Source organism: Halomonas sp. IOP_14 (assembly GCF_021021315.1).
In the GTDB taxonomy this organism is placed as follows: domain Bacteria; phylum Pseudomonadota; class Gammaproteobacteria; order Pseudomonadales; family Halomonadaceae; genus Vreelandella; species Vreelandella titanicae.
The window spans coordinates 23,808-39,019 of the sequence record NZ_JAINWD010000021.1; the positions used below are offsets into that span (position 1 = coordinate 23,808).

Consider the following 15,212-nt stretch of genomic DNA (forward strand, 5'->3'; position numbering starts at 1 on the left):
GGTATCGGCGAAGCGTTTAGCGACTTCGCCGTCTTTTTTACTATCGCCTGACCGGCACCCTTATTCACTCGGAATTAACCTTCACCATGTCTACTACCGCCACGCGCAACATTTTGGTGACTAGCGCGCTCCCTTACGCCAACGGAGCCATTCACCTCGGTCACTTACTTGAGTATATCCAGACTGATATCTGGGTACGTTTCCAGAAAAGCCGTGGCCAGCAGTGCTACTACGTATGTGCCGATGACGCCCATGGCACCGCCATTATGCTGCGTGCCGAGCAGGAAGGTATTACCTCTGAAGCCCTGATTGAGCGGGTTTCCAACGATCACCAAACAGACTTTGCCCGTTTTGGCGTTGGGTTCGACAATTACCACTCGACCCACTCCGCTGAAAACCGCCACTTCAGCGAAATGATTTATAAGCGCTTACGGGATAAAGGCCATATTGCCACCCGTGATATCGAGCAGATGTTTGACCCCCAGAAAGGCCTGTTTCTGGCTGACCGTTTTATTAAAGGCACCTGCCCTAGATGTGGCGCTGAAGACCAGTATGGCGATAACTGCGAAAAGTGCGGCGCTACCTATACTCCCGCCGACTTGATCAACCCCGTTTCAGCCATTTCAGGCGCAACGCCCGAAGTACGTACATCGACCCACTACTTCTTTAAACTGCCTGACTTTGCCGACTTCCTGCAGGGCTGGATTGACGACGGCCATGTGCAGCCGCAAATCCGCAATAAGCTGATGGAGTGGTTTGAGTCTGGCTTTAACGAGTGGGATATTTCCCGGGATGCGCCCTACTTCGGCTTCGAAATTCCCGATGCCCCGGGCAAATACTTTTATGTCTGGCTGGATGCGCCAATTGGCTATTTGGCCAGCTTCAAGAACTTGTGTGACCGCGAAGGTATCGACTTCGACAGCTACTGGAACAAAGGCTCTGATGCCGAGGTATATCACTTTATCGGCAAAGATATCGTCTACTTCCACGCGCTCTTCTGGCCCGCCATGCTGCATGGCGCGGATCTGCGCACCCCCACCGCCGTCAACTGCCACGGTTTCCTGACGGTAGACGGCGCCAAGATGTCGAAATCCCGCGGCACCTTTATTAAAGCCGCCACCTACGCCGATCATCTCAACCCGGAATACTTGCGCTACTACTTTGCCGCCAAGCTTACTTCCAAAGTTGATGACCTGGATCTGAATTTGGACGATTTTGCCGCGCGGGTAAATTCAGATTTAGTCGGCAAGGTGGTCAACATTGCCAGCCGCTGCGCCGGTTTTGTTAAAAAGCTCGGCAGTGGCAGCCTCTCAAGCCACTGCGCTGAGCCACAGATGGTCGCCCGCTTTATTGCCGCCGGTGATGATATTGCCGAAGACTTTGAAGCCCGGGAATTTAGCCGGGCAATGCGCAAAATTATGGAACTGGCGGATGAAGCCAACACCTACATTGCTGATAAAGAACCCTGGGCGCTGGCCAAGCAGGATGGCCGTGACACAGAGGTGCTTGAGATATGCTCGGTAGGCATTAATCTGTTCCGCCAGTTGATGGTTTATTTGGCTCCTGTGGTACCCGCCATGGCTGAAGAGGCCCGTGTTTTTCTTAACGTTGAGTCGCTGGACTGGCACACTCGACAGAGTGTGCTCACCGAGCACACAATCAACAAATTCAAGCCGCTGATGACCCGCGTTGAACGTGACAAAATCGATGCCATGATTGAAGCGTCGAAGGAAGATCTCGTGGAAGAGCAAAAATTGAAAGAAGCACCCAAAGGCCCGCTGGTGGAAGAGCCTATCGCCGAGGAAATCGACTTTGCCGCCTTTGCTAAAGTCGACCTGCGCATTGCGCGTATTGCCAAAGCCGAATACGTAGAAGGCGCCGACAAACTGCTGCAATTGACCCTCGACCTGGGTGGCGAAACCCGCAACGTCTTCTCCGGCATTCGCTCCGCCTACGCCCCGGAAGCCCTGGAAGGCCGCTTAACGGTCATGGTCGCCAACCTGGCTCCGCGCAAAATGCGCTTCGGCGTATCGGAAGGCATGGTGCTGGCCTCTGCTAACGAAGATGGCATCTACCTGCTCTCTCCCGATGCAGGTGCCGAGCCGGGTCAGCGGGTAACCTAACCCGTCGCATAAGCGGTAAGCAGGTTAAAGGGCAGAGACTCAAAAGCGCTCTGCCCTTTGCATTTTTATTACAGCGGCAATTTTATTCAAACTTCCTCCTGCATAGGTTTTTCACACATCAAACTTCCTTGCCTCCCACTAGCCAGCGCCGCCTTTTCTTCGCACAATACGCTGCCATGAGTGAGTTATTTATCATTTTGATCAGCACTGCCCTGGTCAACAATTTCGTACTGGTTCAGTTCTTGGGCCTATGCCCGTTTATGGGCGTCTCCAATAAACTGGAGTCGGCCATGGGCATGTCCCTGGCCACTACCTTTGTGCTGACCCTGGCATCGGCCGCTAGCTTCGTGGTTTATCACGGCCTGCTTGTGCCGCTGGATGTAACCTACCTGCGTACCATTAGTTTTATCGTGGTGATCGCCGCCGTGGTGCAGTTTACCGAAATCATGGTGCGCCAACTGAGTCCGCTGCTGCACCAGGTGCTGGGCATTTTCCTGCCGCTGATCACCACCAACTGCGCGGTATTGGGTGTAGCCCTGCTGTCGTTAAACCGTGAATTAAGCTTTTTCCACACCACCCTTTATGGATTGGGCGCAGCACTGGGCTTCTCGCTTATTTTGGTGCTGTTTGCCGCGATGCGCGAACGTTTAGCGGGGGCGGATATTCCCAAACCCTTCCAAGGCGCCGCGATTGCTATGGTCACCGCCAGCCTTATGTCGTTAGCATTTTTAGGGTTTTCAGGGTTGGTGCAGGGATGAAGGCAGCGCGCAATGAATAGCACCATTGATATCATTGGAATCCTCAGCGCCGTCGCGGTATTAACCGGCTTGGGTATCGGTTTTGGCGCCCTGCTGGGCTTGGTGAGCGAGCGCTTTAAGCGCGAAGATAACCCGCTAGTTGAGCAAATTGATGCGCTACTGCCGCAAACCCAGTGCGGCCAGTGCGGCTACCCAGGCTGCCGCCCTTACGCTGAAGCCATTAACCAGGGTGATGCGCTGAATAAATGCCCTCCGGGTGGCGAAGCGACGATTCACGCCCTTGCCGATCTTCTCGGGCGCGACCCCGAGCCCCTGGATGGCGAAGCGCAAAGCGAAGCCAAGGTGGCATTTATTCGCGAAGCGGAGTGCATTGGCTGCACCAAGTGCATCCAGGCCTGCCCGGTCGATGCGATTATCGGCGCGGCTAAATTAATGCATACCGTGATTGAAGACGAGTGCACCGGCTGCGATCTCTGCCTTGACCCCTGCCCCGTGGACTGTATCGATATGCTGCCACGCTCAGCCCCGCTCACCCAGTGGCAGCCGGTAGTGGCGCACTCATCAAACATGATTGCCAGCGACCGCCAACCCGCTTCAAGGGTGTCTTGATGTCGAACGCCTTTGACTTCCCGGGAGGGATTTACCCCCCCGAACGCAAACAGCGTTCAAACCAATCCGCGCTGATTGAAGCGCCACTGCCCCGCCGGGTCACTCTCCCCCTTCAGCAGCACAGCGGTCAGCCAGCGAAGCCCTGTGTGGCGCAAGGAAATGCGGTAAAAGTGGGCAGCGTGATTGCCAAACGTGAAGGTATGGTCTCTAGTGCCCTGCACGCCAGCATTAGCGGTACGGTGAGCGAGGTTAGCACTACCCAAATCAGCATTGAGGGTGACGGGCAAGATGAGTGGCTTAGACTGCCACCATTGGTGTGGCAAAATGTCGAACCCCACGCGCTGCTTGAGCGTTTAAACGAGAGCGGCATCGTCGGCTTAGGTGGCGCCGGGTTTCCCACCCATATTAAAGCGCGGGTGGTCGAACAACATACGATTCACACCCTGGTGATTAACGCCGCCGAGTGCGAGCCCTATATCACCGCCGATGATCTTACCCTGCGCCACTACGCTAACGAGGTGCTTGAAGGCGCACAGATAATCGCCAAACTGTGTGGCGCGCAGCATATCGTTATTGGCATCGAGGATAACAAACCCGAGGCCATTGACGCGCTGAAGCAAGCCCTAACCAATAGTCAGCCAGTCCCCGTCGAGCTGGCCGTGATCGCCACCCGCTACCCCAGCGGCGGCGAACGACAACTGATTAAAAAACTGCTAGACCTCAACGTACCCAGTGGCGGGCTGCCTGCTGATGTTGGCGTGCTGTGCCACAACCCAGGCACGCTACTGGCGATACTACACGCAGTGCGCGATGGTCAGCCGCTGGTTTCCAGGGTGGTCACGCTGACTGGAGAGGCCATCACCCAGCCCGGCAATCGCTGGGTGCGTCTGGGCACATCGGTTAGAGAGCTGCTGGAGCAGGCAGGGTTAAATACCCCAGAGTTACACCAAGTGATTCAAGGTGGCCCCATGATGGGCACGCCACTGCTAACGCTCGATACGCCGGTCACCAAGCTTACCAACTGTTTAATCGCGGCAACGCTTGAAGAGTTACCGCCGCCCCCAGCAGAATCGCCCTGCATTCGCTGCGGTGAGTGCGAAAGCGTTTGCCCGGTAGCACTGCTGCCGCAACAGCTGCACTGGTACGCCCGCGCTCAGGATGATGCCAAGCTTGAGCGCTACCACCTATTTGATTGCATTGAGTGCGGTGCCTGCAGCTACGTCTGCCCCAGCCATATTCCGCTCGTGGTGGATTACCGGGAAGCTAAAAGCCGGTTACGCCTGCAGCGAATTGAGACAGCAAAAGCGGAGCACGCCAAGCACCGTTTTGAGTTTCGCCAAGCGCGGCTTGCTCGGGAGGAGGCTGAGAAACAGGCACGCAAGCAAGCCCGCCAGGCGCAACAGCGGCGCCCTTCTAACACTGCCGCAACCAACAGCGAAAAGGTCGACTTACGCGGTCTGCGCATCGCCCATGCCGCCGCCAAAGCATCGGTCAAAAAGGCTGAAAAAACCCTGGCGCGCGTCGCTCAGGAAGATCCTAAACAATCCCTGGATGACTTAGAAATGCAGCTTGCCACCGCCCAGGAGAACTTGAAAGCAGCCGAGTTGCAGCTTGCCCAGGCGCGCGAACAGCAGTCTAACGAGGAGTCGCCATGAGCATGATGCACGCCTCAGGCGTTAAAGATGCCATGACGGCAACCGCGGTGCCACCAACGGCAAGCTTAATGCGCTGGGTAATTGCAGCAACCCTGCCAGGCATCGCCACCATGAGCTACTTCTTTGGCCTTGGAGTTATCAGCAATGTACTGTTAGCCGCCGCTTTTGGTATTGCGCTTGAAGCCGCCGTGCTACGGCTACGCAAGCGCCCCATTCGTGTGACGCTGAATGACTCAAGTGCCCTGCTTACCGGCGTTTTGCTGGGCACGTCACTGCCACCCGCTAGCCCCTGGTGGCTTGTCGGCGTGGGTATGATCGCGGCAATTGTAGTCGCCAAGCAGCTATACGGCGGCTTGGGGCATAACCCGTTTAACCCCGCCATGGTGGGCTATGCGCTGCTATTGGTGTCGTTTCCTACCTACATGACGCTATGGGCACCGCCCCAGGAAATGCTACCTAATGATTTATGGGCGCAAATCACCGGAACTCTACCGACCGCCCAACTAGATAGTTTGAGCGGCGCAACACCGCTAGATGCTTTTAAGCACAAAGGGGACGCCGTGCTTGCCAGCGAGTTTTGGGCGGCTAACCCACTGCCGAATGGAACCCTAACTGCCTGGCGATGGGTAGCACTTGCTTGGCTAGTAGGTGGTGTGGTGTTGTTAGCGAAGCGGATTATTAGTTGGCATATTCCGATCGCGATGCTTGGCAGCCTAGTACTACTGGACACGCTGTTTTATCTCAGCGACCCCAGCCACTTTGCTTCACCGCTGTTTCACCTGCTCACCGGGGCAACGCTATTCGGGGCGTTCTTTATTGCCACCGACCCGGTCTCCGCTGCCACCAGCCAACGCGGCAAACTTATTTATGGCGCGGGGATCGGCGCGCTGGTTATCATTATTCGCACCTTTGGCGGCTACCCCGATGCTGTGGCGTTTGCGGTCTTACTGATGAACCTGTGCGTACCATTACTGGATATATATAGCGTGCCGCGGCCCACTGGCCAGCAAAAAGCTTCACCGGGTAAGCCAGGAGAACAGCCATGACGCTGCTCCAGGCCATGCGGCGTGGCGCCTTCGCGCTGGGCACCTTTGCACTGATTACCGCCGGCAGTGTCGCGCTTACCCGCGCGCTAACCGCCGAACGTATAGAGACACATCAGTTGGCTTACCAACACCGCCAGTTGCAGGAAGTACTGCCCCAAGCGCTGGCGAATACCCCCGTCACCCAGGTACTGGAGAGCACCTTTACCCTTCCCAACCCACAAGCGCTAGGGTTGGCGAGTGATAGCCAAGGCTGGTGGGTAAGTGGCAGCGAGAACAATAACCCGAGCCGAAACGGAAGCAGCGCAGTGATCTTGCCGGTGGTAACCCGCCAGGGATATAACGGCAAAATCCACCTACTGATTGGCATTGATGAGCACCAGCGTATCAGCGGCGTGCGCGTTACCCAGCACCAGGAAACGCCTGGGCTAGGCGATGACATTGAGCGCAGCCGCAGCGACTGGATCACCCGGTTTAATGGTTTAAGGTTAGATAGCTTGCCACCAGAAGGCTGGGCGGTAGCTAAAGATGGCGGTCACTTTGATGCGTTCACCGGTGCAACGATTACGCCCCGAGCCGTGGTCAACGCTGTCCATAAAGCGCTTCAGTACGCCGCCGATACACCGCTACCGATGTCATTTGAGGAGCCCACCTTATGAGCCAGTGGCGCGAACTAGCCCAAAGCGGCCTTTGGTCGAATAACCCCGCGCTGGTGCAACTGCTGGGACTTTGCCCGCTGCTAGCCGTGAGTGGAAATGTCGTCAATGCGCTGGGGCTGGCGCTGGCTACGCTACTGGTAATGGTAGGCGCCAGCACGGCGATTTCGCTGATTCGTCACCAGGTGCCCAGCGCGGTGCGCTTGCCCGCTTTCGTAATGGTGATTGCAGCTTTTGTTACCTGCGCTGAACTGCTCATGGCCGCCTACGCCTACCCGCTCTATCAGGTATTGGGGATTTTTATTCCGCTGATCGTGACCAACTGCGCCATTCTTGGCCGAGCCGATGCATTTGCTTCCCGCCAGCCGGTGCTTCCAGCGGCCATCGATGGCTTTATGATGGGGTTGGGTTTTGCTGCGGTACTGGTGTTACTTGGCGCTCTGCGCGAGTTGCTGGGCCAAGGCACGCTGTTTAGCGATATGGCGCTACTGTTTGGGCCGCAAGCGGCCAGTTGGCAGCTGACGATTGCCGACGACTACCAGTTCCTGTTTTTCGTGCTGCCGCCCGGCGCGTTCTTTGTGGCGGGCCTGTTAATCGCGCTGAAAAACGTTATCGATCAACGCAATGCTGCCCGTGCCAAGCCAGTCGCGGCAGCACCCCGAACTGAGCGCCGCGTACGGGTTACCGGCACGATTAAATAGTTGGCAAGATGCCGAAAGTACACATGTAAGCAACTGCTTGTATTTATAACGCGTATTTATTAAGAGACCCGCCATGAATGCCCAAAAGCGTCATGAAATCTTTGCTCGCCTTCAGGCAGAGAACCCGCACCCCACCACCGAGCTTAACTGGAACACGCCCTTTGAGCTGCTGGCTGCCGTACTGCTTTCTGCTCAAGCCACCGATGTAGGCGTCAATAAAGCCACGGCGCGGCTCTACCCGGTCGCTAACACGCCCCAAGCGATCATTGATTTAGGTATCGATGAGCTTAAAGCGCATATCAAAACCATCGGCTTGTACAACACCAAAGCCGAAAACCTGATGAAAACCTGCCACATCCTCGTTAATCAGCACGGTGGCGAAGTGCCCGACACCCGCCAAGCGTTGGAAGCCTTACCCGGCGTAGGCCGTAAAACTGCCAATGTGATTCTCAACACGGCATTCGGTCAGCCCACCATGGCGGTGGATACGCATATTTTCCGGGTATCCAATCGCACCGGCATCGCTAAAGGCAAAGATGTCGTTGAGGTGGAGCAAAAACTGCTGCGCCATGTGCCAAAAGGGTTTCTGCACGATGCTCACCACTGGCTAATTCTGCACGGCCGCTACACCTGTATCGCGCGCAAACCCCGCTGTGGTAGCTGCATTATCGAGGATCTGTGCGACTACAAAGACAAAACCGAACTTGCTTAACGGCTAGGCCATCAAGTCGAACTCATCAGCAACTGGCGGTAAGCCTCACGCCAAGCGGGCCACTCCCAAGCGGTAGTATCAAGTAGTTCAGGGCGAGTCGCTGGATCGTTAAGCCAAGCACTGAGCCGGTCGTAAAGCCCTTCCCGGGTACCGTCATAGCGATAGGCAGGCGGATAAAGCGCCGGGAAGCAGAGCCGATGAGGCACCAGCGGCAACGCCCCGCGCTGGGCCGCCTCCATGATCGCCAACCCCTGAAATTCATGCCAAGTGGTCGAAACCACAATATCCGCGCTATCCAACAACTCACGGTAGGCCTCCTCCGACTGTGGCCCCCAAGCCACAATATGCTTGGCTAAGCGCTGCTCGGCCTCGGCAAAAATAGCGGGGACTTGGCGGAAACGCTGACCAAGCACCGCCAGTTCAAACGCTACACCGGCTTCGCTTAACGCAAACAACACGGTGAAGAAGTCGTCGGGATTTTTGTCATACTCCCAGCGGTGATTCCAGATAATTCGCTGTGGCACCATTTTTTGAAAAGCCGTTTGCTGGCAAGGTGCTAAGTTTTTAGATGCTAAGTTTTCAAGCTCTACGTTTTCAGGTGCTAAGTTTTCAGGGGCTGTGCTATCAGGAATGGGCACCGGCAATACCATAGCCCGCTCGCGTATCGCTTCTAATGGCTTAGCTGCCGGAAGGTTTTCCGGCATTTTTTTCAAAAAAGCTCGCGCGCCATCAATAAAGGAGTCACGGTTATAGGCGCTGTTAAACACCACGCTATCCGCCGCCAGCGCCGTATAGAGATTGACCATTTTGGCCTCTACTTGTGGCATTTGATCGCTCGACTCAGGATAGGCGAACTGGTTTTCATGAAAGTAGACAACCTTTTTTGCTCGACCCAGATGCGGGAACAGCCCTACCAGCGTTGCCAGATCAACCATCGAAGTGGCTAGCACTACATCAAACGACTGGCTGAGAGTATCGTGCTCTTTGAGCATCCAGCTCAGCGGATTGCCACGAATACGCCAAGCAAAATGTCGTGGCGGCAGGCTCAACTGCGTCCACGACACCTCCTCAAGCTGCGCCATTAAACTTTGTGCCCAGTAGCGATGGCTCACCGCCTCGTAGGCAGATAACAGGAGAACGCGCATTTACAGCCCTAACAGCCAGATCAGTGGAACGCCATAACATGTTAAGCAATGGCACAGAGGTGTGCAGTGTAACAAAGCGCGCTTACTAGGCTTTGTACGAAAACTGCCTGCGCTCGACAATACTGCGTTAAAAATCGCCTCGAAATGCTCATTTACACCCCGTAAACTCCGCTTTCTCGTTGATTTTTGCCTTGTCTAGTCTTCGCTCGCCGACTTTTCGTGCAAACCCTATCTCTTTTGCAATAGCTCCCTGAACTTGCACGCATTCGGCCAAGGTCGTCTTGGCTGACCTGTTAGATCTATCTAGACTGCATTCATACGGCTTTAAAACAAATAAACGTTAAAACAAATAAAAGCAGGAGAGCTCCATGGCTAAAGTGCTCGTCGTCGATGACGAACCCAACATTGTTTTATCGCTAGAATTCCTGATGGAGCAAGCGGGGTTTGAGGTCGTCACTGCCGAAGATGGTGAACAGGCCCTGGCAAGAGTGAATGATAGCCAGCCTGATCTACTGCTACTTGATATTAGCCTGCCCGGGATTAGCGGTTTTGACGTTTTAGAGCGGCTGCGTAGCGAAGCGGCTACTGCCCAGCTTCCCATTATTATGTTGACCGCTCACGGGCGTGACGTTGAGCGGGAAAAAGGCATGGCGCTGGGCGCCGATGATTACATCACCAAGCCCTTCTCTACTCAGTCGCTGGTCGAAAAAGTCAAAGCGCTACTGATTGAGGAGCAGCCATGACCCGAGGCGGGCTGCCCAAGCGTCAGCGCCTGATTGGCCTCTGGTTGCTACTTAGCGGCATCAGCCTGCTGGGTGGAGCCATTTTCGCCGCTTGGCTGGATGCCAAGCTTGCTCCCACAGGCGTAACGCGCATCGCTCTCTGGCTAGGCAGTTTCTCCGGTGGCGCGACGATTTTTTTAGTCGGTTTGCTGCTTGAGCGCATGCTGTTTACCCCGCTGCGCCATTTACAGGTGCAGCTGGCACGCCTGGTCGCCAACCCGGACGCCCGAGACGAGCACCCACCCGAAGGTTGGCTAAAAGGGCTGGGGCCCGACCTACGTCGAGTACGCGAAAGTTGGCGATCAGATCGCAGTCGCCTTGCCACCGCTCACGCTGACGGCGCCCGCAGCGCTGCACGTATTCGTCAGGAGCTGGAAACGCTGCTGCAAGTGCTCGAAACACCGCTGCTACTGTGTGATCACCACCGCCGGCTCATGCTGTTCAATCAGGCAGCCGAGGACTTTTTTGAGGGTAATACCGGGTTAGGGCTGGGTAAACGCCTGGAGGCGCTGCTGCCAGTAGTAAGCTTACAGCAAATGCTCGGTCAACTGCCTAATGACGGCTCCCCGCGCGAGTTACTCGCTCCCTGTGATGACCGCTGGCTCAAAGTCATTTTACGCCGCGTACCGGGTAGCGATGGCGAAACACTGCTGACTTTTAGTGACGCCACCGCCTCTTGGTCGAGCGAAATGGGCGTTAGAGCGGAACTGGCGGCCATGCTGACCCCGCTTCGCCAGCATACCGCCAGCCTGACCAGCGCTGCTGATGCGCTGATACAGCTGCGCGATCAAAATGACGCCAGTACATCCTCTTTACGCCAGCGTTTTGAGCGGGTAATCCACGAGGAAGGCGTTACGCTTGGCGACAACGTGGCTAAAATCGGCCAGCTACTCGACGACATGCAACACCAGGGCGAGCGCTTGACGCCCATGTGGTCAAACGATTTCTGGCAAGCGTTGGATGAGCGTCTTGATCCGGAGCACCGCCTAATCACCCCGGTGGGCATGCCAGCCTGGTTTAAAGGCGACGCTCCGGCACTCATTGCGCTGTTCGACTCTTTAGTCAAACACCTCAATACCCATCTGCCTGACAGTGGCTTTGAGGGTGAGATGTGCCTGGGCAATAAGCGCGTCTATCTCGACCTTATTTGGCGTGGCAAAGCAATCCCTGAACACGAACTGGCGGAGTGGCGCCAGCAGCCGCTAAACTCCCTGCCATTGACGCCAAGCGTCGCGGATGTGCTGCGCCAACACGCCAGCGACATCTGGAGCCTTGCCGACGATGACGGCGTTCATTCACGCCTGCGACTCCCCCTGCCCGCCATGGAGCGCGTCGGCGCCCCACGCGAAACCGCCCCGCCGCGCCCTGAATTCCATGACTTTGGCATTGCCGACCTGCCTCCACCAGATGAAGCGCTGGCCAGCCGAACACTGCGCAGCCTGGAAATAGTCGCCTTTGATACGGAAACCACCGGGCTTGAGCTACGCCGAGGCGACACCGTCATCAGTCTTGGCGCCTGCCGCGTGGTCAACGCCCGTTTATTGGCAAGCGAGGTCTTCGATCAAAAAGTTGATCCGCAGCGGCCGATCCCGCCGGCTAGCACCGCGATTCACGGCCTTACCGATGCCGATGTGATCGGTGCGCCACCGCTGGATATTGTGCTTACCCGCTTTCGTGATTATGTCGGCGAAGCCGTCTTGCTGGCCCATAATGCCGCCTTTGATCTGCTTGCCATTAGCCACAAAGGGGTCGTTTTTGATATCCCTGTGATCGATACCCTACTGATTTCACGGGCACTGGACGAAGCACTCGCTGGGCATGATCTGGATAGCCTTGCCCAGCGCTATGATCTGGCTTTTCCGCCGGGCACCCGCCACACTGCATTAGGCGATGCTCGTGTTACCGCCGAGCTATGGCTAGCTTTGCTGCCACGCCTAGAAGCCCGCGGCGTCGATACCCTCGAGCAGTTGTTAGCGCTGCAAGCCAACGCCTTCGACCGACAGGATGCCAGTGCCTAATGAAACCGTTCGGTGTTAAATCACGCCAAACAGAGCGCCTAATGGCTCTGGTGGCGATTGCCCTGCTACTGTTCTGCCCGCCGCTGATTATCGTGGTGGATCGCCTTCCCGCGTTTAGCGTGGGCTGGCTACCGCTCTATCTATTTATCGCCTGGGCTGGGGTGATCGGCTTAACCGCCTGGCTGATGGAACAGCGTGCAGGCCGCTAACCATGCGTAGTGAGGCGATTATCCTCGGCACCGCTTTTGGCTACTTGGCGCTGCTGTTTGTGGTCGCCGCCTGGGGCGACCGGCGGGCAGAGCAGGGTCGTTCCATCATTGGCTCGCCAACGGTATATGCCCTTTCTATTGCTGTTTACTGCACGGCCTGGACGTTCTACGGCAGCGTAGGGCGCGCCACTGAGTATGGACCCAGTTTTATGCTCATCTATCTGGGGCCGACGCTGGCGATGCTGTTGGCCCCTTTTGTTATACGCAAGATGGTGCGCATCGCCGCGCGGCAGCGAATCACTTCCATTGCCGACTTTATCAGCGCCCGCTATGGCAAAAGCACCAGTTTAGGCGCGCTGGTGGCACTGATGGCGCTCATTAGCATCACCCCCTATATTGCCCTGCAGTTAAAAGCCATCACTGTTAGCCATGCGGTACTGATCAATTATCCCCACGCGGCCGACACTACGTTGGTGGATGAACACTTCTGGATGGATAAGTCCCTCTGGGTCGCCCTGGTGTTGGCGGTGTTTATTATTCTGTTTGGCACACGCCACCTGGATGCCAGCGAGCGCCATGAAGGCATGGTGGCAGCGATCGCCGTGGAATCTATCGTTAAGCTGGTAGCCTTTATGGCCGTTGGCGTGTTCGTGGTGTTTGTGATGTTTGAAGGCCCCGCCGCGCTGTTTGCCCAGGTAGCGGCCACGCCGGCCCTTGTCGATAGCATGCGGTTGAATAGTGTTCCTGGTGGGGTCACCGGCTGGGTGGGCATGCTGGTGCTGGCCTTTTTGGCCTTCTTAACTCTGCCTCGCCAATTCCAGGTATTGGTGGTGGAGAATGTCGATGAGCAGCACTTAGCCAGAGCAAGCTGGCTATTCCCCCTCTACATGCTGCTGATTAATCTGTTCGTTATTCCCATTGCGCTGGCTGGCCTGCTGTTAGGCGTAAGCGCAGGTGATCCAGACAGCTTCGTACTCACGCTGCCGCTCTCAGCTGGTTTAGAAGGGCTGCCGCTACTGGTCTTTATTGGTGGTCTGTCTGCGGCGACAGGCATGGTGATTGTGGAGACAATCGCGCTTTCCACTATGGTTAGCAATCAGTTGGTGATGCCACTGCTGCTGCGCTCACGGCGCCTGCACCTGAGTACCAAAGGGGAGCTTGCCGGTTGGCTGTTGGGTATTCGCCGCATCGCTATCGTGCTGATTCTACTGCTCGGATATCTCTATCATGCTCTGATTGGTGACTCCTATAGCCTTGTCACTATTGGCTTGGTCTCCTTCGCTGGGGCCGCGCAGTTTGCTCCAGCGCTTTTGATTGGACTCTATTGGCGTGGCGCTACTCGCCAAGGCGCCACCGTTGGTTTAATCGCCGGGTTCTTAATCTGGTGCTATACCCTGCTGCTACCCGGGTTTGCTCAATCCGGTTGGTTGGATACAGCACTGCTCACCGAGGGGCCATGGGGCATCGGTTGGCTAGTGCCCTACAGCTTATTCGGGCTCGAAAATTGGGATATTTATACCCATTCGCTGCTCTGGAGCATATTGGCCAACGTGGGGCTATTGGTGGGGGTATCGCTGTTTACCCGCCCTACGCCCCTTGAGCAAACTCAGGCGGCACTGTTCACCGAAGCGATGCACCCCAATTTGCAAACCACCTCACTATCTTCGTCACTATGGCGCGGGCAAACTACCCAGGGTGCACTCAAAGAACTACTCGTTCGCTATCTTGGCACCCCGACCACCCGCCGTGTATTTAGCCATAGCGGAGCCAAAAGCGCTTATGCAGCGGACGAGCCCGCCACCGCGGAGCTGATTACTCGCGCCGAACAGGCACTGGCGGGGGCGTTGGGTAGCTCCTCAGCGCGAGTATTGATCAACTCGGTGGTACGCGGCGAAGCACTGGATATTGAGTCGATTCTGAGCATTCTGGACACGACCTCACAAACTCTGGAGTACAACCGCCGTTTGGAGCAGAAGTCTCAGGAGCTGGTGCAAATTGGCGAAGAACTGCGTAGTGCCAATGAGCGCCTGCGTGAGCTGGATCGCTTGAAAGATGAGTTTGTCGCCATGGTCAGCCACGAGCTACGCACGCCGCTCACCTCGATTCGCGCCTTTGCCGAAATATTGCGCGATAGCAGCCAACTGCCTGATGAAAAACGTCAGCATTTTCTTGGCGTGATCGTCCACGAGAGCCAGCGCCTGTCACGTTTAATTGAAGAAATTCTGGATCTTGCCCGTCTGGAGAGCGGCCGTTTAACGCTTAACCCCGTTCCTCTTGATCTTGCCGCCCTGACTCGGCATAGCATTGATGCTATTGCGCATCTGCATGAGGAGCGCGGCATAGTGCTAGACGTTAGCTTAGAAGCTGATCCTGCGATGGTGGTTGGCGATCATGACCGTTTAGAACAGGTGATTATTAACCTGCTTGATAACGCGGGTAAGTTTGCCGATCGGGAGCAGCCAAAAGTGCGCCTCACGCTTTATCGTCATCGGCGTCATTTCCGTCTGAGTGTAGAGGATAACGGTGCGGGTATTAGCGAAGATGAGCGTGAGCGGGTATTTGAAAAATTCCATCAAATTCAGCAAGGCGATGATATTCCCCGTGGTCGGCCAAGGGGCAGTGGCTTAGGGCTACCGATTAGCCGGGGCATTATCGCCCACCTGGGGGGACGGCTTTGGGTCGAAGATGCTAAAACCTTAGGCGGTGCCTGCTTAACGCTAGAACTCCCCGCTGCGCCTCCAACATAAAGCGTTGATTCCTTATTGGTGACAACGGCTAGCCTTGCTCACTAAAACTAAGTT

General features: G+C 56.1%; 13 protein-coding genes. 12 read left to right on the forward strand and 1 reads right to left on the reverse strand.

What is annotated here, in order from left to right:
• The first annotated feature begins 86 nt into the window (after positions 1 to 86).
• The 8 genes from metG (at position 87) to nth (ending at position 8,257) form a co-directional block, all read left to right on the forward strand.
• On the forward strand, positions 87 to 2,123 hold the full coding sequence (metG, locus tag K7H09_RS14775) for a methionine--tRNA ligase (RefSeq protein WP_009286583.1): 2,037 nt from the start codon (positions 87 to 89) through the stop codon (positions 2,121 to 2,123).
• Between the two features lie 176 nt (positions 2,124 to 2,299).
• Positions 2,300 to 2,881, forward strand: a complete 582-nt coding sequence (rsxA, locus tag K7H09_RS14780) for an electron transport complex subunit RsxA (RefSeq protein ID WP_007114112.1) — start codon at positions 2,300 to 2,302, stop codon at positions 2,879 to 2,881.
• A 12-nt stretch (positions 2,882 to 2,893) separates the two neighbouring features.
• The gene (gene rsxB / locus K7H09_RS14785; protein ID WP_039858351.1) at positions 2,894 to 3,490 is read left to right on the forward strand and encodes an electron transport complex subunit RsxB; all 597 of its coding nucleotides are present in this window, start codon (positions 2,894 to 2,896) and stop codon (positions 3,488 to 3,490) included.
• On the forward strand, positions 3,490 to 5,145 hold the full coding sequence (gene rsxC, locus K7H09_RS14790) for an electron transport complex subunit RsxC (RefSeq protein WP_230805053.1): 1,656 nt from the start codon (positions 3,490 to 3,492) through the stop codon (positions 5,143 to 5,145). The genes rsxB and rsxC overlap by 1 nt, the downstream gene beginning before the upstream one ends.
• Positions 5,142 to 6,191, forward strand: coding sequence for an RnfABCDGE type electron transport complex subunit D (locus tag K7H09_RS14795; RefSeq protein ID WP_009286581.1), 1,050 nt, complete (start codon positions 5,142 to 5,144; stop codon positions 6,189 to 6,191). Before rsxC ends, K7H09_RS14795 begins: the two co-directional genes overlap by 4 nt.
• Positions 6,188 to 6,847 carry an electron transport complex subunit RsxG gene (gene rsxG / locus K7H09_RS14800; RefSeq protein WP_009286580.1) on the forward strand — a complete coding sequence of 220 codons (660 nt, stop codon included), beginning with the start codon at positions 6,188 to 6,190 and terminating at the stop codon, positions 6,845 to 6,847. Before K7H09_RS14795 ends, rsxG begins: the two co-directional genes overlap by 4 nt.
• Positions 6,844 to 7,545, forward strand: coding sequence for an electron transport complex subunit E (locus K7H09_RS14805; protein ID WP_009286579.1), 702 nt, complete (start codon positions 6,844 to 6,846; stop codon positions 7,543 to 7,545). The genes rsxG and K7H09_RS14805 overlap by 4 nt, the downstream gene beginning before the upstream one ends.
• A gap of 73 nt (positions 7,546 to 7,618) precedes the next feature.
• Positions 7,619 to 8,257: an endonuclease III gene (nth, locus tag K7H09_RS14810; protein WP_009286578.1), complete on the forward strand. Its 639-nt coding sequence runs from the start codon at positions 7,619 to 7,621 to the stop codon at positions 8,255 to 8,257.
• 11 nt (positions 8,258 to 8,268) lie between these two features.
• Here the strand turns inward: nth and K7H09_RS14815 are convergent, their stop codons facing one another.
• Positions 8,269 to 9,402, reverse strand: coding sequence for a tRNA-queuosine alpha-mannosyltransferase domain-containing protein (locus tag K7H09_RS14815; RefSeq protein ID WP_230805055.1), 1,134 nt, complete (start codon positions 9,400 to 9,402; stop codon positions 8,269 to 8,271).
• A gap of 368 nt (positions 9,403 to 9,770) precedes the next feature.
• Between K7H09_RS14815 and K7H09_RS14820 the strand changes: the two genes are divergently transcribed.
• Genes K7H09_RS14820 through K7H09_RS14835 form a run of 4 tightly spaced genes read left to right on the forward strand, consistent with a single transcriptional unit; the run spans position 9,771 to position 15,158 of the window.
• Positions 9,771 to 10,145, forward strand: a complete 375-nt coding sequence (locus K7H09_RS14820; protein WP_022523646.1) for a response regulator transcription factor — start codon at positions 9,771 to 9,773, stop codon at positions 10,143 to 10,145.
• Positions 10,142 to 12,202, forward strand: coding sequence for a 3'-5' exonuclease (locus tag K7H09_RS14825; protein ID WP_039858347.1), 2,061 nt, complete (start codon positions 10,142 to 10,144; stop codon positions 12,200 to 12,202). The genes K7H09_RS14820 and K7H09_RS14825 overlap by 4 nt, the downstream gene beginning before the upstream one ends.
• Entirely contained in the window at positions 12,202 to 12,411 is a 210-nt protein-coding gene (locus K7H09_RS14830; protein WP_022523648.1) for a hypothetical protein, read from the forward strand. The genes K7H09_RS14825 and K7H09_RS14830 overlap by 1 nt, the downstream gene beginning before the upstream one ends.
• Positions 12,412 to 12,413: 2 nt before the next feature.
• Positions 12,414 to 15,158: an ATP-binding protein gene (locus tag K7H09_RS14835; protein ID WP_230805058.1), complete on the forward strand. Its 2,745-nt coding sequence runs from the start codon at positions 12,414 to 12,416 to the stop codon at positions 15,156 to 15,158.
• Positions 15,159 to 15,212: the final 54 nt, after the last annotated feature.